This window comes from Bacillus sp. FSL M7-0307, from assembly GCF_038627835.1.
GTDB classification, from domain to species: Bacteria; Bacillota; Bacilli; order Bacillales; family Bacillaceae; genus Bacillus; species Bacillus altitudinis.
Genome location: NZ_CP152023.1, coordinates 885,001 through 902,959, shown reverse-complemented (window position 1 = coordinate 902,959; position 17,959 = coordinate 885,001). Strand labels below are relative to the sequence as shown.

Below are 17,959 nucleotides of genomic sequence, written 5' to 3'. Positions count from 1 at the left end.
AAAATTTGGTTTAATATACAAAAAAAGATTAGGAGAATTCTCCTAATCTTTCGCTTTTTTCTGTTTCATGGCTGATAGGAATGCCACAATGAGAAAACTGACAGCAAAAATGACAACCATATAAATAAAAAAGTTTGGTTTGATTTGGAACGTAAATGCAGACGAACCTTCCATCTCAAAAGCAAGACTGTTAAATAATAATTCATTATTTGTTTTTGATTGAAATAAGTGATAGAACAGAACACCAATGGTCAGCATCGGAAAACCTAAGAAACCTAGGAAACTACCAACAATTGCACCTTGTTTCATTGCCTGAACGTTCATGATCGTTGTCCTCCCATTCCACCAAGCAATAACTGCTTCATAATAGACTTACCATCCCCCATAAACGGAAGAAGGTAGAGCAATTGAATAAAATACGTGATTGAAAAAATGAAAAACCCTGTCGAAATTGGATTTTCTTTTAGAAATAAAACAGTCACAATGATTCCGGCTGCGCCAATGAGCCCCGGCAAAAGCGGACCAAGCAGTGTAATCCACACCTGTTTTTTCTGAAACGGATCTAAAACAGGCCTCACAAATTTCACAGACATCATATCGCTCGCAAAAAAGCCTTGAGGGCCATCCCGGCCGGCGAACTTCCGATGTGCATACCCATGCGCCGCCTCATGCAAGGCAGTTCCAGTAATTAATCCGAAATAAATAATCGTAAAATAAATCGCAATGGCTGCAATCGATGGATCAGGAATAAATAAAAAGGCGATTCCCGCCATGATCATAAAAAGCACCCAGAAAAAGATGATTTTGCGCGTCACCATCAGCAGAGCCGTACCCAATATGTGAAGAAATGAATGACCCGTGCAGTCAAACCGCTCTTTCATCTTTACTTGATACTGCTTAAAAAATTGACAGAAGGCTGTGACAGTCCGATATGGCGATTGATAATGAATCGACAGCAAGTGATGCTGATTCAACCCCATCATCAGTTGATAAAAATCGCGGGCAATCACAGACTCATCGACCTGAAACAAATCGGCGAGCTCTGCCGTAATACTCGCCTCTGTCCTTTGACCATCCACTTTCGTTAACATATGATATGCACTTTCGTTAATTGGAAGTGAGCTTCCGTACTGCGTATCAGTCAAATGCCTTTTTTGTAAAGTCACATATGGTGCAAGTGCCGGCACCCGCTCAATCTTTAGCTTATTGTTAAGAAGTTGAATCATGTGAATACCTCCATGAAAAACCTTTATATATGGCAAAGATGAGCAGACATTCAAATCCTGCCACAAGCAGCCACTGAAGCATTTGACTCGATTCCCCTATCACATAGTTTCCAATAAAAACAATCGGAATCATGATTAAAATAAGCGCTCCAAACGAGAAAATGCCTGTGTATGGATTATTTCGATCAAGGGGCAATAAAATACCAACCACATAAAAGAGAGCCGTTGCATTACACAAGACAGCAGCGCCAATCAACACGATCCAGATCTGATCCGGGAGCGTCAGTGTTGTGATCATAAATAAAACAATTTGGATCACACCAACGAGCAAAAGCCCAAGGAACTTATAAAGAGCCACTTCCCACGGCCTTAGACCGAACGTTTTATACATCCCAAGCATTCGTTTGTCATTGCCAAATGAATTAAAAGCTGTTAACCCAGCTAGCGCACATAAGACAAAAAAAGCTTCTCCTTCAAAGCGGAAGGCAAACTGATAACGGACAAATAAAATGACAATAAGGAGGATGAGAAAGTTTAAAATATTTTCTTCATTTCTCACTTGTGACTTTATTTCCTTTACAATGAGTGACCACTTTTTCGAAGATGAAAATGGTAGTTTGTGCAGAAAGGTTAACGCTTTTTTCTCAGCCATAATTGGCATTAAAGCAAGAGAAATAAATGCGCCTCCCGCAGATAATAAGATGAAGAGGATCAAAAACGCATAATTCACCCCGTCAGGAGACATCCCTTGTGCCGCTAAGAAAAACGGTGCTGTAAAATACATCAAATGATAATCAAACTGTACATATGATTGCTGTATTTGATTGATGTCGAAATGTGTCATTCCATAGGCTACAACTAGCGCTAATAAAACAAATATCGCTGCAAATTTTTGCAACGGTAATTTTAATTTTAGTACGAGTAAATAAGTCACGTTGTAAATGAGCTGAAGCAGTGTTAAGACAAAGAGCGATTGCAACAGCACCATCAAAAAGAATGTAAGAATAAAGAAAATACCGATCCCTTGTGCAATAAAATTAGGTAAAAGCAAGATCCCGATGAAAAATAAAACAAGCCCTGTCACGACTGTCACCATCGGAATGAAGTAACCAAGACTTTTTTGAAAGGTAGACAGCGGAAACCAGCTGAGCTGCATAGAGAAGCGGTCTTGTTCAGGTGTTCTGACTTTGATCAGCACAAATAACAAGCTTGTAAAAATGGATGCATTGATTGCCATCGACACAACCAACAACCCAAGTGAACGTTCATCTCCATTTAAGAAAGCCTTCATAAAGACACCCGTAAAACTGTATCCGATGATGGCTCCCATTGTGACTGCAAACAAAAAGAATAAGACCACAATGATTCGCTTCGTTTGAGTATCAAAGAGCTTATACATCTCCTGCTGCCACATTTTAAGCATCATTTTAGAAATGATTAATGATTTCATCAAAATGTGCACCCCTATCACTTAACATTGAAGCTTTCAGAAACACCTGTTCCAATGTGCTTGATTGATACTTTTCTTTTAAGGCTGAAACCGTCCCTTCATCCATTTTATTTCCTTTAGAAATAATGGCGATCTTGTGGCACAGCTCTTCCGCTGAAAGCATATCATGCGTTGAAAGCAAGATTGCACCATGGTGCTCGGCATAACGTTTCATTAGTTTCTTTGTGTTTATAACCGCTTCAATATCAAGTCCTCTAAAGGGCTCATCCATGATCACTAATTGACTCTCAAGCATAAAGGCAGCAATCAGCTGTGTCTTTTTTTTCATTCCATGGGAATAGGTTTCAATCGGTCTTGATAAAGCTGATTCCATATCAAACAATTCAATTAGTTGATTTCTTCTTTGAATTGTTTTACATTCATACATAGAAGAAACAAAATCTAAATATTCAGCACCAGTCAATGCTTCAGGGAGCAGCAGATCATCTGGAACATAGGCGACTTGTTTTTTAAAGGATGGATCATCATTTGTGACGTCCTTGATATGAATGGTTCCTTCTGTATGCTTAATGATGCCGAGTACACAGTTAATCATCGTTGTTTTACCGGATCCATTTGGTCCAGCAACAGCAACGATTTGATGAGGGGCAATTTTCAAATGAAAATCATTGACAGCAGTCACGTTATTTTTATACGTCTTGGTTAAATTCTCGATCGTAAACATATAACCTCCAAGTGTCTGCATATTCTTTAAAAACAGATCAGGCTAAACCGCCCGCCACAGACGGTTTAGCCCTGGTGTCTTATCTAAGAAGTAAAAAGATGAATCCTAAGTATAGCTACTTACATTCAATTTGGACTTTTAAGCCACTTTCCCACTGAACGGCTCCTGTAAAGCTACCCTTGCCGTTTGCTAAACACCAAACTGCTGCTCCTAGAACAACTGTTGCTCCCAATCCAAGAAGGACAGCAACAAATACTAAGAACCAAGCTTGGTCCATAATAGCAGGTTCCATAGTGGAATAGTCAACTTGCGGCGCTGCATAAGTCATACTTTTCACCTCCCAGCTTATGATGATCGTATCATAGGCGTCACACTCCAAACATCAACAGAAGATCCCATTTTTGACCGAACATATTTTCGTGTAAAATGTGACTTTTTATTCAATTATTCATGTTCAACTGTATAAATTCTCCCTTTTTTACTATTTTTCACCACAACGTAAGAACCACCAAACCCATATAATGTCAATTAAACCATCTTTTTTCTGCCTTTTTTCAAATAGTTCATTTTCATCATCTCTTCTATTTAATCTTTCATTTTTTTGAGATAGAAAGAATTCCCCCGATATATCAGATATAAAAGTCCTAATTATATGTCGTTAACACATCAAATACGACATATTAACTGATAATTCCGACAAAAGAGTGAGCATATTTTCCTTCTTCTCTTGTCTCTTAAAATATGTATATACAAGAAAACCTGTTGGGAAAAAAGCCCTTGCCTTCTTCCACAGCACATATCATTTTACTTGCTTCTCTTTCTATAAAAAAAGCAAAGCAGCCCGACAAGTATGACTGCTTTGCTTTCATTTATGAGGAACTTGCAGCAGAGGCTGTATCAGGAAAGTAATTGTTCCCAATAATTTCACCAGCAGGAACGTGTGGTCCTGCATCACCATTTCTTTTAAATGGGAGAAGCGGGAAAACAAGTTCTGCTAAATAATAAGATTCTTCTAAGTGCGGATAACCAGAAAAGATAAATGTATCAATACCTAGAGACTGATATTCTATTACACGTTCTGCTACTGTATGCGGGTCCCCGACGAGCGCTGTTCCTGCCCCGCCTCTAACTAAGCCAATGCCTGCCCAAAGATTAGGGCTAATTTCAAGCTTCTCTTTATTCCCTTGATGTAATTCAACCATTCGTTTTTGCCCTACTGAGTCCATCCCTTGTAAAGTCTTTTGCGCCTCATCAATAGTCTCTTGATCTAAATGACGAATCAGATGTTCCGCTGCTTGCCAAGCTTCATCTTCCGTTTCCCTCACGATCACATGAAGTCGAATACCAAACCTCACCGTTCTTCCTTCTTTTTCAGCCTGCTTTTTCACTTGTGCGATTTTCTCTTTTACTTGTGCAGGAGGCTCGCCCCAAGTTAAATAAACATCTGTATGTTTTGCAGCGGCTTGAATGCCTGCTTCTGATGATCCTCCAAAAAAAACGGGTGGATGTGGTGTTTGAGCTGGTGGAAATAGCAGACGTCCATTTTGTGCTTGCAGATGCTTCCCTTGAAACTGAACATTCTCTCCTTTCAATAACCGCTTCCAGATGGTCAAAAATTCTTCTGTTGCCTCATAGCGTTCATCATGAGAAATGAATAGCCCGTCTCCTTCAAGTTCTTCTTTACTTCCTCCCGCTACAACATTGATCAGCAGTCTCCCGCCTGAAAGCCGATCAAATGTGGAGGTCATTCTAGCAGCAACAGACGGCTGCATCAACCCTGGCCGAAGAGCCACAAGAAACTTTAAATGAGTTGTCTCTGCAGCTAAAGCGGCCGCTGTCAGCCATGGATCTTCACAAGATCTACCTGTAGGCAGCAAGACCCCTGTGTACCCAAGCTGATCGGCAGCTTGAGCAATTTGTTTAAAATACGGATAGTCTGCCTGTCTTGCCCCTTTCGATGATCCTAAATAACGCCCATCCCCATGCGTTGGAATAAACCATAGAATATTCATCATATCGCCTCCTATTATTTTTCACCTTGATAACTTGTGCGCCATTTGAGCAGTCGCTTTTCTAACAGCCGTACAAATGAATCAGTCATCTTACCAACTACCGCAAAGATGATAATCCCTACAAACACTTTATCCGTTTGCGAGAATTGTCTTGCATCCATAATCATGTAGCCGACTCCACTACTCGACCCCATCAATTCAGCCACCACTAAACCAAGCCAGGCAATGCCTAATGAAAGCCTCACGCCCAGAAGAATATGAGGAAGGGCAGCAGGTAAAATGAGCTTTGTGATATTTTGATACAGATTAAACTCTAAAGCGCGAGCCACATCGAACAGCTTGTTATCTACACTGCGAATTCCTAGAAAGGTATTGATATAGATCGGAAAAAAAGCCCCAAGTGCAATCAATAAAATTTTCGCTGATTCATCAAAACCAAACCAAAGAATAAATAAAGGAGTCACCGCTAAATGAGGAACTGTTCTCAGCATTTGCAAGGTCGGATCTACATACTGCTCGGTTTTCCTAGAAAAACCGACACACAGACCCATCACAAGTCCTAAACCTCCCCCAAGTAAAAACCCGCATATTGCTCTGTAGAGACTGATGTAAAGATGGCCAAACAGCTCACCGGAACGAATCAACTCACGAAAAGATTCCGCAATGACAGTGGGTGCAGGTAGTACAGTAGAAGAAACGATTTGGGAAGCAGCAGCTCCCTGCCAAATCGCAATGAGTAAAGCAGGTAATACAAGTCCTTTTAACATGATGAAGGATGAAGCTTTTCTCCTTTTTTTCTTCATTCGCTCGGTTTTAGTCACAAGGGCTGGGTTAGATGCAGCTTTCATCAACTCTTCTCCTCTTTCAGCATTTTTTCAATAAACGAATTATCTACCACCTGATTGACATCAATCTTCCGCTGAATCGCCTTTGTTTGATATTGAAAATCAGCTGTATGCTGCTGGGCGTTTATGATTTTCTTAGAAATGGGCTCATTGAGCGGCTCTGAATTGTTTAATACTTGTGTCACCACCTTCTGATCTAATTGTTTCAAACGAGCATAAAGTGTAATGGCTTCCTGTTGATGATCTTTCTGCCATTTCACCGCTTTGTCATATACTTTTAAAAATTGCACCACTAGTTCAGGGTGTTCATCGGCAAACTTGGTTCTGACAAGTGTGAATCCAGGTGAATATAAATCGGTCGCTTCTCCATTAACCAGTAGCTTTGCTCCCTTTTCTATCGTTTCAAGTGATAAGAACGGCTCCCAGATCGACCAAGCATCAACTGACCCATTTTCAAACGCAGATATTGCCTCATCCGGCTGAAGCTGAATGATCTGGACATCCTTTGCAGATAAACCTGCCTGATCTAATACTTTGTATAAAAAGTCAAAACCACTGCTTCCTTTGGCAACGGCGATTTTTTTCCCTTTTAAATCTTCTACTTTTTGAATCTCACTGTTCTTATTCACTAAAATCCCATTCGCCTTTAACCCATCCTGAGATAAACCAATTTCCTTAAAATCAATACCTGCTGCCTGACCAGCTATAACAGGTGAATTACCAACCTGTGAAAAATCTAATTGATTGGCGGCAAGCCCTTCGAATTGGGGAGGACCACTTTGGAACTCCACCCACTTGACTTTCACACCTTCTTTTTCAAATGATTGCTCAAACCACCCTTTTTCCTTTGCTAAAAGAAGTGGGCTTAGACTTTGCTGAATCCCAATCCGAATCTCTTTCGGCTTGTCTTCTGATCCATTCGCTGCTTGACCACACCCAGCTAATACAAGGAGGATACCCAGAAAGAGAACGATCCTTTTTTGCCTTTTCATTCGATTTGACCTCCTTAAATTCCTGAGCCATTCGTCAGTAACAGCTCATCTGTTTTCTCAAATTCTGAAAGCACCTTTTGTCTTAAGCTCTGAAAAGCTGTTGACGTTCTATTCCGCGGGAATGGTAAGTTCACGGGAAGGATTTTATGAATTCGGCCGGGTCTTGCTTGTAACAGCACAATTTCATTGGCTAAATAAATGGATTCGTCAATATCATGAGTGACAAGCACCATCGTTGTTCTTTTCTCCTGCCAAATATCCAGCAGCACATCCTGTAAGTGTTTCCGTGTAAATGCATCTAGCGCACCAAAAGGTTCATCAAGCAATAAAATCTCCGGATCACGCAGGAGTCCTCTTGCAATAGCAACACGTTGTGACATCCCGCCTGAAAGCTCATGTGGATAGGCGTGTTCAAAACCTTTTAACCGAACAATTTCAATTAATTCATCCACTTTGCGGCGAACAGCTGCTTGTTTTAAATTGAAATTGGCAGCGATATTTTCTTCGACCGTCAACCATGGAAATAAGCGATGCTCTTGAAAAATAAAGCCCTGTTTCATTCCTGGTTCTGTCACACGCCTTTCTCCTATCACGATCTGCCCATCATAATCTGTATCAAGCCCTCCAATCATCTTCAGCAATGTACTTTTCCCGCAACCGCTCGGACCAATCACCGTCACGAATTCACCAGGAACGATGGTGAGCCTTACGTTTTCAAGCACTTGAATGGTTTGTTTGTCTTTCCAAAAAGACTTATCCACAATATCAACGGAAATAGTCAATGCAAGTTCACTCCTCTTGTCATCAGATAGATACACAGAAAGGCCCTTATCCCAAAAGAGAGATAAGAGCCTTCGTTTTGTCCGATCAGCTTTTCATATTGAGTTGTTAGCACCATCCTAAATCATATTATTCCTATAAATCAACTACATTTTATAAAATGGTTATTTCGACCTTGTATGTTTTTCATCAATACGATCGTAAATGGCTTCTATTCGTTCTTGATTGCTGTAAATCTCATATTTGTTACGCTCAATCAAAATGTCTAATGTGATATCCATATGTTTTCTGTATTTTTTTCGTTTTTTCTTTTTCTCCATCTTCAACTTCCCTCCTGATTAAAATAAAAAAAGGCCCTTCACTCATGCCTGAGTGAACGAGCCTTCGGTTGACCGATCAGCGATTCTTGTTGGTATTTTCAGTATGCTTATGTTAATACATACTATTCCGACATGTCAACTATATTTATTGTTTTTTCAGATTTATCTAAAAAATGATTGACCGGGCACTAAACAAGATTTATAGTCTTATTAAATATTTCTTATTAAAGTAGTTGGTTTTATCTAACAAAAGGAGGATACACACATGTCAGAAGAACTTCAATTTCGTTTAGAAACAAAAGCAATACACGCAGGTCAAGAACTGGATTCAGCCACCTATTCAAGAGCTGTACCTATTTACCAAACAAGCTCTTTCGGTTTTAGAGATAGTGAGCATGCGGCGAATTTATTTGGCCTTCAGGAACCCGGTAATATTTATTCACGTATTATGAACCCGACAAATGATGTGTTTGAAAAACGGATCGCTGAGCTTGAAGGTGGAATTGGTGCACTTGCTGTCTCCTCAGGACAAGCAGCGACCACTTACTCCATTTTAAACATTGCAGGAGCTGGTGACGAAATCGTATCCTCCAGCAGTCTGTATGGCGGCACATATAATTTATTTGCTCATACATTAAAAAAGCTCGGAATTACAGTGAAATTTGTGGATTCCTCAAACCTTGAAGAACTTGAAGCAGCCATTACAGATAAAACAAAAGCAGTGTATGCAGAAAGCATCGGGAATCCAAAAGGCGACATTTTACATATTGAAGCCGTATCAGCCATTGCACACAAGCACCATATCCCTCTAATTGTGGATAACACACTTGCCAGCCCTTATTTGTTAAGACCGATTGAATTTGGCGCAGACATTGTTGTCCATTCAGCGACGAAATTCATCGGCGGCCATGGCACATCCATTGGCGGAGTCATCGTCGACAGCGGCAAGTTTCCTTGGAGTGATAGTGATAAGTTCAAAGGCCTGACGGAACCAGACCCTAGCTATCATGGTCTGACGTATACGGAAGCGATTGGCGAAGCAGCTTATATCACAAAAGCACGTGTACAGCTCTTACGTGATCTAGGGGCGGCTTTATCACCATTCAACTCATTTTTACTCTTGCAAGGCTTAGAAACATTGCATCTTCGCCTTGAACGCCACAGTGAAAATGCATTGAAGACAGCACAATTTTTACAAGATCATCCTCTTGTAGAATGGGTCAGCTATCCAGGTCTTGAAGGCCATGAATCCTTTGAGCTGGCTCAAACTTATTTACCAAAAGGACAAGGCGCCATCCTCACATTCGGCATTAAAGGTGGCAAAGACGCAGGAAAAAAACTCATTGATTCGGTTCAGCTTTTCTCACATCTTGCAAACGTAGGCGACTCTAAGTCACTCATCATCCACCCTGCCAGCACAACGCATCAGCAATTAAGTGAAGCAGAGCAAAAAGCCACAGGGGTGACACCAGAACTTATTCGTTTATCTGTTGGAACAGAAGCGATTGAAGATATTCTGGCAGATCTAGAACAGGCGATTTCAAAAAGCCAGTCTTAACCAAACAAAAAAAGCACACGCCTGTGTGCTTTTTCTTATTGATTAGTGATTGATTAATCGAATATCTTGGAAGGGATAAAACACGAATGATGTTGTCCCTTGAATATCACTCTTTGTAAAAAGACCTAAACCGTTGCGACTGTCCATTGAGTTTTGGCGGTTGTCACCCATGACAAAGTACTTTCCTTTAGGGACTGTAAGAGGACCAAAATCAGGTGTCAGCAAGGTGCCATCTGCGGCAGCTTTCTTTTTGTTTGATGCTAAATAAGGCTCCGCCACTTTTTGACCGTTCACATATAGCTGGTCATTTTTCATTTCGATTTTATCACCAGGTAAACCAATCAATCGTTTCACATAGTGAGTACTGCGGTCTTCCCCATCAAGAACAATGATCTGTCCGCGTTTATAATCGCCGAAGTAATCCACTGTTTTATTCACAAACACCCGCTCTGTATTATGCAGTGTCGGTTCCATAGAAGTCCCCTTTACAATATACGGTGCGAATAAAAAGTTACGAATGATAAAAACAGCAATAAATGCGATTAAGATGGCTTTGATCCAGCCCCATAATTCTGATTTCTTTTTTTGTGTTTTTGTATTTGTTGTCATAAGCTCCTCCTGAAATCCCCTAGGACAAAATGAGTTATCGCCAGCTGACCGCTAGCGCCACGCTTGTTTCTCCCTAAATATAAACATATTTTGCCAACAAATCAAGCTGTAAGAGAGAAAAAGGCAAGCACCTTTCTGTGCTTGCCCAAAACTCAGTTAGTTAGCAGAAGAATCCGCTTCTGTCTCTTTGTTTGTTTTACCATAGAAATAATCAGATGGATTCACTGGTTTAAAATCAGATAGCTTATGGAATCGAAGAAGATCCCTGTACAGCACTTTATCTGAAAGGCTTAACTGATTATCAACACGGGCTTTAATCGCTTCTGTCTTTTTGTTTTGTTTCACAACTTTACCCGTTTTTGTATCGTAGACGGTATTATCTACAAGGGTATATTTTGGTGTCACATAGTTTCCGTTACGGAATGCAACAGTTTGATCATGCTTTTTAGAAAATAGATCTGTCCCAAAATTCACAAACTCGTTTGAATCAATACCCTGCAAATGAAGAAGCGTCGGCATCACGTCTACTTCACCGCCATACGTATGATTCACGCCGCCTTGTTTACCAGGGATCCGAATCATGAGCGGTACACGCTGATTTTGTGCATTTTGATATGGCGTAATTTCTTTCCCTTGAATCTCACTCATTGCACGGTTATGGTTTTCAGAAATACCGTTATGGTCACCATATAATAGAATCACTGAGTCTTTATACAGACCTGATTTTTTCAAGTCCTTAAAGAATTGTTCTAATGACTCATCCAAGTATCTCGCTGTTTGGAAATAATTATCCACTGTTTTATCGCCAGTTGTTGCTTTAGCGATTGTCGCATCTTTCTCATCTAAATTAAATGGATAATGGTTGGTCAATGTCATTAAGTGTGCATAAAATGGCTTTTTCATTGATTCTAACATTGGAATTGATTCTTTAAAGAACGGTTTATCCTTCAGACCCATGTTTACAAGGTTTTCTTCATCCATGTTGTAATAAGATGCATCGAAGAATTGATCAATTCCCATATGTTTATAAATCGTGTCACGGTTCCAGAAAGATTTATAATCCCCGTGAAGCACTGCACTCGTATAGCCTGCTTTTTGATCTAAGATGGCAGGAAGTGATTGGAAGGTATTTTCACCTTTTGTCACAAACGCTGCACCCTCTGGCAAGCCAAACATACTATTATCCATCATGAGCTCAGCATCAGAAGTCTTCCCTTGACCAGTCTGGTGGAAGAAGTTATCAAAATACGTAAAATCTTCTTTTCCATGAGCTAGTTTGTTTAAAAACGGCGTCACTTCTTCTCCATTTAACTTGTAGTCAATTAAAAATGACTGGAAGCTTTCTAAATGGATTTTGATGATGTTTTTCCCTTTTGCTTGACCAAAATATTCTGCATTTGGTTTCGCATAGTGAGAGGTTGTATAGTTCACAACATCCGTTAAATCATCACTGCTCGCATTTGCTACCTGCGTTGCATTTTGTGCGGTTTGCACGCCGTCATAAATCGCATAGTTATAAACACCTAAATATTTCACAATATACTTATGATCAAATGTTCTCGTCAATAATTCTGGACGATCTTTTTCAGCTAAGTGTAGGTTAACGAAGAACAGTCCAACACCTGCAGCGACAATCAGCAGTGCGAAAGTTTTTTTCATTTGGAACTTCTTCACTTCTGGTCTCCAAATGACAATTGCAATTAAAATGATGATATCAAGGAAGTACAAAAGGTCATGCGGCTTAATACTTGCTAACACACCGCCAGTCATACCTCCCCCAAGATTACCGGCTTGTTTCATTGTCGGGAATGTTAAAAAATCATCAAAGAAACGATAGTACGCTACATTCGCATATAAAAGTGCGGTCATAATAAAATCAATGACAATTAAAACAATGGCCGATTTACGCCCCTTCAAAAAGAGAGCAAGTCCTAAAAACACGATGGCTGAACTAAATGGATTTAATAAGAGAAGACCCTCTTGAAAAGATCCCTTCACTCCTAAATTAAAATCCATTTTGTAAGCTGTGTACGATTTTGCCCAAAATAGAAGAACAGCCAAAACAAAAAAGCTATATTTGTTCGCAAATATTTTTTTCATAAAACCTCTTCTTTCTTATTTTCGATCTGATATAAATGAAATCATAAAAAATTTACATTGATTTTGCAAATGTAAATCTTCTGCACCAAGCATTCCGATGCTCTTTTCTCCGCAGGTTACATGTGCTCCTTTAATATAACGAATAAGAAGCATCATAAGTTTCAAAAAAAATACGAGTAAATAAAAGGAAAAATATCCATTTACATTAAATTTACTGCCGCTTCATGTTTCAGAGAATGATGAAGGTTTTGTAAATCACTCAGTACTACTTTACTTTTTTCATCTAATCGTGTCAAAGTAATTATAAAGAAAAGGAAGAATCACCTAGGCTTTTTGACTCACTTAGCCAAATTTATACAAAATCCGAACCAATTTGCTTTTTTATTGTGACTCAACCTCCAGCAATCCATGTATCCTCTCTGCTACCACAAACCTAAAAAACAGTTTTAAGCAAAAAAAGCTTGATTTCCCCTGCCAATGTACGGTGTGATAAAGGTATAGCTCCATCAAATAAATCAAGCTGGGGGACATCCTATGAAATCAAACAAACAAATCAACATATTTGAACAAAGATTCTCAGAAGAAGTGATAGACATCATGGCTGTTACAGGACCTTCTGGAGTCGGCGCAGGAAAAGCAGGAAAAGCAGGAAAAGAAACTCTTTGGACTGCTTCAATCCCACTCATTGCATGGAAGGAAAAAGACCGCATCATAACCGAAAAAGTGAGACTGTGCTGGTTAACAGATGAAAAGGGATTACGGGAAAAACAAGCGCAATTACATAAAGAATCTATCGTCACACTTCAAGTACGTAAAGGTGAAGGTGAATTTATGCTCGTTTCACTTGTTGATACAGATACTGAAGATAAGGAACTTCAAGAAATATTAGAAGAAGCTCAACAACCTATCTTTTACCACGATGACAAGCTGGGTACCTTTGAATTAGTGAAAGGACTAGACTTATTTGAAACAACCATCCAGTGGGGCAATGAGGAGTGCCTTCTTTACTTCAATCTTGAAGAAGAGGAAGAAATGAATGACTCTCTGAAAACGGCTAGACAACTCGTAGAAGAGCAGACGACATGGGATGCCTCCATGAAGTCATATGCAGCAAATCAGCTGATTGAACTAGCAAAAGATTGGCAGGAACAAGACGACTCCGCTGAAAATTCAAAAGAGATCACACCGGATCAATTTATCAGCCGCATCTCACTTGAAAGCCTCCATGCTTATCCAAATGGAGAATTCGAAGCCTACTATCATGACGGAGATTTATTTTGGGGACATGTCATCATTGTCTCTGGCAATATGAATGGAACGTTCCAAGATGCACACATTGCTGGCTAAAGAATGGGGGATGGATAAATGAAGATCAAAGCTTTTGACGAATTAAATCAACTAGGAAAAACACCTATTGTAGCCAAAATAGGCGGGTTTCGCCCTGATCCATCTAAGTACAGCTGGTTTGCTGGTCATTTTTTCATCCAACGTGATAAAGGGTGGCCGGCAGATCAAGATGGAGCTATGATCCCCATTTTACAAATGTATTTACCCGAAGTACCAGGGGGAATGAACGGCTTTGATGAATGTAAGTTGATTCAAATTTTCATCAACAAGAAAACCCTTCCGATCGATATCGCCAAAAACGGTGAGGGCTGGAAACTCATTGAATATTCATCAATGGAAGGATTAGAAATCGCTGAGACCCCTGAAGAAGTGAAAGGAATGAAACCTTTCCAGATAGAGTGGCTCGAAGGGGAACAACCGGATTATCCATGCTGGGAGGAAGCTTGGTCATACGTTGACTTATCAGAGGTTAATGAAAGTGAAGAAGCGACAGATCATTTCTTCGAGCATTACTCAAATTACTCGTTCACAAAAATCGGTGGATACGGAGCTTACATCCAATCTCCTCCCCACCAGATGTCAGGAGAATTCATGCTACAAATCGCCTCAGAAGAAAAACCTCGGTTCATGATTGGTGATAACGGCACGATGTATTTCTATTACGACAAAGACAATAAAGAATGGTTCATGCACTGGGATTGTTTTTAAAACCAATTGAAAGGAACCATTCCCCTTTCTAAACGTAATAAACGATATGAAGGGGGCTAGTGATATGGGATTCATTTTAGACATCTTCAATCTTGCTCTGTATATCCCTTTTCTACAGGTAGATGAAGAAGATATATCACGGAATGCAGCACAGCTAAAAAAACACAGCTGGTTTCAAGCGTTATTAAATGATCAAACGAACAGAGAGCTGATCATTTATGATCAAGGAGTCCGCCGTGTAATTGGTCAATTTAAGACGAGTAAACTCCATAAGAAGCCATACAACATCAGATGCGAACGAAAGGTACAACAAGCCATACACCGTGCCACGTCAAAACACGGAAAGATCCGCACTTAGCTGTGGCTCTTTCCGTACAAATGTAATAAATCCTTTTGAAGAAAACAATTGACGCTCGGACAACTCTCCCCGTATATTATGTATAAATCCATCTTTTTTTAGAAAAGGGGGCCTCACATGCGCTTGTTTAAGAACTGGAGAAAAAAGCAGCACAAACAGCCGATTACTTCAGATACGCAAGAAGACAGCATCCCAATTAATTTTTCCACCCTTCCCTTTGGCACAGACACCATAGATGATTTTTTGTTCAACTTAGACCTAACCTCCAAACTCATAGATCCATACAAAGAAGCAGACACGAACAAATAGAACCTAAACTTTCGTGAACCCTCATCCAATATTGGATGATTTTTTTATACTTAGAGGAAGGTGTACACCCTATGAAGACATATTATTTCGTCAGACACTGTCAAGCAGATGGACAATCCGAGGATGCGTCTTTAACGACTCAAGGCATCACACAATCGCATGAACTCGCACAGCTTTTTTCCGGCATTCAGCTCAATCAGATCATCTCAAGTCCTTATAAACGAGCGATCCAAACCGCTGAGCCCCTTGCTCATGCCAAACAGATCAAGGTACAAATTGATAAGCGTCTCTCTGAACGTAAGTTAAGCAGAAAACCAATGGAAGATTGGTATGAAAAACTAAAGCTCAGTTTTTCGGACATGCATATGACCTGTGAAGGCGGAGAGTCGAGCCAAGAAGCGATGAATCGTATTGTAGAGGCACTCTATGAACAAATAAAATTAGGAAGAGATCATACTTTATTCGCCACTCATGGCAATATTATGAGCCTGCTTCTAAAATACGCCGATCCCGCAATTGGATTCAAGGAGTGGGAACAACTAAGCAATCCAGATGTCTACATCCTGAAATATTTTAAAGCAGACCATGTAGAAATAGAAAGAATATGGCATAAATAAAAAAGGCAGGGTTGACCCCAGCCTTTTTCTTATGAAAAACAACTATCGGTGATAGTAAAATGTCTGTACCCACTCATAGGGCTTATTACGATCCGCACACCATTTCACAAAGCCTCTTGTCTCCGTCTGCTGAAATTCCTTCCAGTCCGATAAAAGCTGGTTATAGTAGACTGCTAGTTTTTCAACATTGGTTTGAACCTTTTTATCTTCGATCAGTTTCATGACATCTTGAATCCCTTGAATTCGCTCATGATCTTTCTCATAGGTGCTTAAATAAAGATCTTCATGTATATGATGAAACGAATACCACAAAGCCGAGAAATAGGTTTCGCAAATTTGAACAATCACTCGCTGCTCTTTGCTGCCTCCCAGCTCTAGTGCCTTCAATAAATAGGGCAGCCCTTCCCCCTGATGCACAAACAAGCCTTGCCAGCGATACGGTCTCACATCCATTGGATCAATATTTTCCCACTCTTGAAGAACAGGGCGGATCACCCCATTTACCAATGGATACACAAGCAAATGATGACCATCCTCAAAACGTTCAATGTAATCAAACAGCCAAGCAACAAATGAACGCCGTGCTGTAAATTCGTTCTTATTCATCTCTTCAACAAAAGACTGAAGAACCTTTAACGCATCTTTACGCAGACCCTGTTCTTTCCTGACACAGTACTGTCTAAAAAGCGGATAATCATGTGATCGCTCATCTTCAATAATAGTCTGTAGTATCGTCTTCGTTTGCAAGATAACAACTCCGCCTCTTTACATTCATTCTATTGAACTATTATAACCAATTGTAACATCCACATGAAACTAGTAAAAAGATGAGTTGTCCTTTTTCTTTTATAAAACCCTTGGCATCCTCATATCCATTCTTTTCTGTGTTCATGAATGAATTGTATGTCTTTTTGATAATGTTCAAGGTGCCCCTCATGAATCATTTTTTGAAAGGCTCTATCCCCTTCACTCGCTTTTCGCTTCATGTATTGACATAAACCTTCTAAACGCAGCAGCACCATATCCACATAATCTTCTGCTATGTCCTCACCATAAGCTTCAAAAAACAGTTTGACTCTATACTTTATATGGCCTGCATGTTCTAATGAATGATAATTTACGACCTCCCCTGTTTCAGTACGAAAAAGTCTACTGAGGGGCACACATGTATAAAGGGTATATGCAATATCCCAAAGCCTTGGGCCAGGAGCAGCTACATCAAAATCAATGATCCCCACTGGCTTTTTATTGTTGAAAATGATGTTGTACATCGCAAAATCATTATGGCACACAACCTCTATGTTATTAGGCGTATTGTCCATTCGTTCCCAATCGTCTGAAATGGGAAAATCATTAACAGCATCATGATACAGTCTAAGCATTCTCGCTATTTCTTTTAAAGCATTGTGAGAGCACATGTATTCTTTTAAGGGATCATGACCGGCTACACCTTCAATGAAGGACAAGATCTCTCTACCTTTTTCATCAACCCCTAAAAATGTTGGAGCATAGGAGAAATTCTTTTTTTCTAAATGCTTTAGCAGCTTTTGTATATTCATATTGTCTGACTTTACCTCTCTGCGAACCGTATCTCCCGAACGATATACGTTCGAGACATTTCCACCTGTCAATAACTCCTCATGATCATTTTGTTTTTTCATAAATTCTCCCCTCAAACTGGGTCACAATGATGATGTCAACTAAAGATGTGTATGTACCCACGAATATTCATTTAGTTACACAAAGGTAGCACACTGTTTTATGTGAATGTGCTGCCCCATTTTGTTTCCTTACATGGTTAAATGTATCTTATCAAATGTTGCAAATCATCTAAAGATTATTCTGCTAAAAGAAGTACATGCTATTTATTTTCTAATAGGTTTCTATTTTTATCTAAATAACTCATTTAAACCACAAAAAAACGTTTCACCACGAGGGTGAAACGTTATGTTTACGGTAAAAACCAATCATGAAACTTTTAATAGATACCGGTGGCCGGGGTCG

Annotated in this window: 20 protein-coding genes and 1 tRNA gene (1 of these 21 cut by a window edge); 6 read left to right on the top strand and 15 right to left on the bottom strand. The window is 39.8% G+C overall.

Annotated elements, in window-relative coordinates:
• Nucleotides 1-42: 42 nt before the first annotated feature.
• The 10 genes from MHI41_RS04555 to MHI41_RS04510 form a co-directional block, all read right to left on the bottom strand.
• Complete coding sequence (locus MHI41_RS04555; RefSeq protein WP_008349089.1) at nucleotides 43-324, bottom strand: hypothetical protein; 282 nt, start codon at nucleotides 322-324, stop codon at nucleotides 43-45.
• Nucleotides 321-1,226, bottom strand: coding sequence for a PqqD family protein (locus tag MHI41_RS04550; protein ID WP_008349091.1), 906 nt, complete (start codon nucleotides 1,224-1,226; stop codon nucleotides 321-323). Before MHI41_RS04550 ends, MHI41_RS04555 begins: the two co-directional genes overlap by 4 nt.
• Nucleotides 1,210-2,676: a hypothetical protein gene (locus tag MHI41_RS04545; protein WP_073415892.1), complete on the bottom strand. Its 1,467-nt coding sequence runs from the start codon at nucleotides 2,674-2,676 to the stop codon at nucleotides 1,210-1,212. The genes MHI41_RS04550 and MHI41_RS04545 overlap by 17 nt, the downstream gene beginning before the upstream one ends.
• A complete protein-coding gene (locus MHI41_RS04540) occupies nucleotides 2,654-3,400 on the bottom strand; it encodes an ABC transporter ATP-binding protein (protein WP_008349096.1) in 747 nt (248 codons plus the stop codon). The genes MHI41_RS04545 and MHI41_RS04540 overlap by 23 nt, the downstream gene beginning before the upstream one ends.
• Before the next feature lie 115 nt (nucleotides 3,401-3,515).
• Nucleotides 3,516-3,728 (bottom strand): hypothetical protein, encoded by a 213-nt coding sequence (locus MHI41_RS04535; RefSeq protein ID WP_003211695.1) that lies wholly within the window; start codon nucleotides 3,726-3,728, stop codon nucleotides 3,516-3,518.
• 541 nt (nucleotides 3,729-4,269) lie between these two features.
• Nucleotides 4,270-5,412: an FMNH2-dependent alkanesulfonate monooxygenase gene (gene ssuD / locus MHI41_RS04530; protein ID WP_249670335.1), complete on the bottom strand. Its 1,143-nt coding sequence runs from the start codon at nucleotides 5,410-5,412 to the stop codon at nucleotides 4,270-4,272.
• A 14-nt stretch (nucleotides 5,413-5,426) separates the two neighbouring features.
• Nucleotides 5,427-6,215, bottom strand: coding sequence for an ABC transporter permease (locus tag MHI41_RS04525; RefSeq protein WP_224559741.1), 789 nt, complete (start codon nucleotides 6,213-6,215; stop codon nucleotides 5,427-5,429).
• Between the two features lie 44 nt (nucleotides 6,216-6,259).
• On the bottom strand, nucleotides 6,260-7,249 hold the full coding sequence (locus MHI41_RS04520) for an aliphatic sulfonate ABC transporter substrate-binding protein (protein WP_342494590.1): 990 nt from the start codon (nucleotides 7,247-7,249) through the stop codon (nucleotides 6,260-6,262).
• Nucleotides 7,250-7,263: 14 nt separating this feature from the next.
• The gene (locus MHI41_RS04515; protein WP_202734618.1) at nucleotides 7,264-8,031 is read right to left on the bottom strand and encodes an ABC transporter ATP-binding protein; all 768 of its coding nucleotides are present in this window, start codon (nucleotides 8,029-8,031) and stop codon (nucleotides 7,264-7,266) included.
• Nucleotides 8,032-8,193: 162 nt separating this feature from the next.
• On the bottom strand, nucleotides 8,194-8,349 hold the full coding sequence (locus MHI41_RS04510; RefSeq protein ID WP_008349111.1) for an FbpB family small basic protein: 156 nt from the start codon (nucleotides 8,347-8,349) through the stop codon (nucleotides 8,194-8,196).
• Nucleotides 8,350-8,614: 265 nt separating this feature from the next.
• Between MHI41_RS04510 and MHI41_RS04505 the strand changes: the two genes are divergently transcribed.
• Nucleotides 8,615-9,907: a homocysteine synthase gene (locus MHI41_RS04505; RefSeq protein ID WP_008349114.1), complete on the top strand. Its 1,293-nt coding sequence runs from the start codon at nucleotides 8,615-8,617 to the stop codon at nucleotides 9,905-9,907.
• Nucleotides 9,908-9,949: 42 nt separating this feature from the next.
• Here MHI41_RS04505 and lepB read toward each other — a convergent pair whose 3' ends face one another.
• Together lepB and MHI41_RS04495 are read right to left on the bottom strand one after the other, a co-directional pair.
• Nucleotides 9,950-10,516, bottom strand: a complete 567-nt coding sequence (gene lepB, locus MHI41_RS04500) for a signal peptidase I (protein ID WP_017360387.1) — start codon at nucleotides 10,514-10,516, stop codon at nucleotides 9,950-9,952.
• A gap of 156 nt (nucleotides 10,517-10,672) precedes the next feature.
• The gene (locus MHI41_RS04495; RefSeq protein WP_017360388.1) at nucleotides 10,673-12,616 is read right to left on the bottom strand and encodes an LTA synthase family protein; all 1,944 of its coding nucleotides are present in this window, start codon (nucleotides 12,614-12,616) and stop codon (nucleotides 10,673-10,675) included.
• Nucleotides 12,617-13,150: 534 nt separating this feature from the next.
• Here MHI41_RS04495 and MHI41_RS04490 point away from each other — a divergent pair.
• The 5 genes from MHI41_RS04490 (at nucleotide 13,151) to MHI41_RS04470 (ending at nucleotide 15,955) form a co-directional block, all read left to right on the top strand.
• Complete coding sequence (locus MHI41_RS04490; protein ID WP_342494589.1) at nucleotides 13,151-13,963, top strand: DUF2262 domain-containing protein; 813 nt, start codon at nucleotides 13,151-13,153, stop codon at nucleotides 13,961-13,963.
• Between the two features lie 18 nt (nucleotides 13,964-13,981).
• A complete protein-coding gene (locus MHI41_RS04485; RefSeq protein WP_148780310.1) occupies nucleotides 13,982-14,671 on the top strand; it encodes a DUF1963 domain-containing protein in 690 nt (229 codons plus the stop codon).
• 64 nt (nucleotides 14,672-14,735) lie between these two features.
• Nucleotides 14,736-15,029 (top strand): hypothetical protein, encoded by a 294-nt coding sequence (locus MHI41_RS04480; RefSeq protein ID WP_342494588.1) that lies wholly within the window; start codon nucleotides 14,736-14,738, stop codon nucleotides 15,027-15,029.
• Nucleotides 15,030-15,146: 117 nt separating this feature from the next.
• The gene (locus tag MHI41_RS04475; RefSeq protein ID WP_024719924.1) at nucleotides 15,147-15,338 is read left to right on the top strand and encodes a hypothetical protein; all 192 of its coding nucleotides are present in this window, start codon (nucleotides 15,147-15,149) and stop codon (nucleotides 15,336-15,338) included.
• A gap of 71 nt (nucleotides 15,339-15,409) precedes the next feature.
• Nucleotides 15,410-15,955: a histidine phosphatase family protein gene (locus MHI41_RS04470; RefSeq protein ID WP_342494587.1), complete on the top strand. Its 546-nt coding sequence runs from the start codon at nucleotides 15,410-15,412 to the stop codon at nucleotides 15,953-15,955.
• A 42-nt stretch (nucleotides 15,956-15,997) separates the two neighbouring features.
• Here the strand turns inward: MHI41_RS04470 and MHI41_RS04465 are convergent, their stop codons facing one another.
• The 3 genes from MHI41_RS04465 to MHI41_RS04455 form a co-directional block, all read right to left on the bottom strand.
• Entirely contained in the window at nucleotides 15,998-16,702 is a 705-nt protein-coding gene (locus MHI41_RS04465; RefSeq protein WP_342494586.1) for a hypothetical protein, read from the bottom strand.
• A gap of 119 nt (nucleotides 16,703-16,821) precedes the next feature.
• Nucleotides 16,822-17,616: a phosphotransferase gene (locus tag MHI41_RS04460; RefSeq protein ID WP_272511331.1), complete on the bottom strand. Its 795-nt coding sequence runs from the start codon at nucleotides 17,614-17,616 to the stop codon at nucleotides 16,822-16,824.
• 325 nt (nucleotides 17,617-17,941) lie between these two features.
• Nucleotides 17,942-17,959: transfer RNA gene (locus MHI41_RS04455), tRNA-Leu, on the bottom strand; it runs 64 nt beyond the window's last position.

What these genes read in the sequence shown, in the direction of transcription:
- lepB (WP_017360387.1), bottom strand. Translation starts at nt 10,516, where the DNA reads ATGACAACAAATACAAAAACACAAAAAAAGAAATCAGAATTATGGGGC.
- MHI41_RS04550 (WP_008349091.1), bottom strand. Translation starts at nt 1,226, where the DNA reads ATGATTCAACTTCTTAACAATAAGCTAAAGATTGAGCGGGTGCCGGCA.
- MHI41_RS04475 (WP_024719924.1), top strand. Translation starts at nt 15,147, where the DNA reads ATGCGCTTGTTTAAGAACTGGAGAAAAAAGCAGCACAAACAGCCGATT.
- MHI41_RS04495 (WP_017360388.1), bottom strand. Translation starts at nt 12,616, where the DNA reads ATGAAAAAAATATTTGCGAACAAATATAGCTTTTTTGTTTTGGCTGTT.
- MHI41_RS04545 (WP_073415892.1), bottom strand. Translation starts at nt 2,676, where the DNA reads ATGAAATCATTAATCATTTCTAAAATGATGCTTAAAATGTGGCAGCAG.
- MHI41_RS04555 (WP_008349089.1), bottom strand. Translation starts at nt 324, where the DNA reads ATGAACGTTCAGGCAATGAAACAAGGTGCAATTGTTGGTAGTTTCCTA.
- ssuD (WP_249670335.1), bottom strand. Translation starts at nt 5,412, where the DNA reads ATGAATATTCTATGGTTTATTCCAACGCATGGGGATGGGCGTTATTTA.
- MHI41_RS04480 (WP_342494588.1), top strand. Translation starts at nt 14,736, where the DNA reads ATGGGATTCATTTTAGACATCTTCAATCTTGCTCTGTATATCCCTTTT.
- MHI41_RS04540 (WP_008349096.1), bottom strand. Translation starts at nt 3,400, where the DNA reads ATGTTTACGATCGAGAATTTAACCAAGACGTATAAAAATAACGTGACT.
- MHI41_RS04535 (WP_003211695.1), bottom strand. Translation starts at nt 3,728, where the DNA reads ATGACTTATGCAGCGCCGCAAGTTGACTATTCCACTATGGAACCTGCT.
- MHI41_RS04460 (WP_272511331.1), bottom strand. Translation starts at nt 17,616, where the DNA reads ATGAAAAAACAAAATGATCATGAGGAGTTATTGACAGGTGGAAATGTC.
- MHI41_RS04525 (WP_224559741.1), bottom strand. Translation starts at nt 6,215, where the DNA reads ATGAAGAAAAAAAGGAGAAAAGCTTCATCCTTCATCATGTTAAAAGGA.
- MHI41_RS04485 (WP_148780310.1), top strand. Translation starts at nt 13,982, where the DNA reads ATGAAGATCAAAGCTTTTGACGAATTAAATCAACTAGGAAAAACACCT.
- MHI41_RS04505 (WP_008349114.1), top strand. Translation starts at nt 8,615, where the DNA reads ATGTCAGAAGAACTTCAATTTCGTTTAGAAACAAAAGCAATACACGCA.
- MHI41_RS04520 (WP_342494590.1), bottom strand. Translation starts at nt 7,249, where the DNA reads ATGAAAAGGCAAAAAAGGATCGTTCTCTTTCTGGGTATCCTCCTTGTA.
- MHI41_RS04470 (WP_342494587.1), top strand. Translation starts at nt 15,410, where the DNA reads ATGAAGACATATTATTTCGTCAGACACTGTCAAGCAGATGGACAATCC.
- MHI41_RS04510 (WP_008349111.1), bottom strand. Translation starts at nt 8,349, where the DNA reads ATGGAGAAAAAGAAAAAACGAAAAAAATACAGAAAACATATGGATATC.
- MHI41_RS04490 (WP_342494589.1), top strand. Translation starts at nt 13,151, where the DNA reads ATGAAATCAAACAAACAAATCAACATATTTGAACAAAGATTCTCAGAA.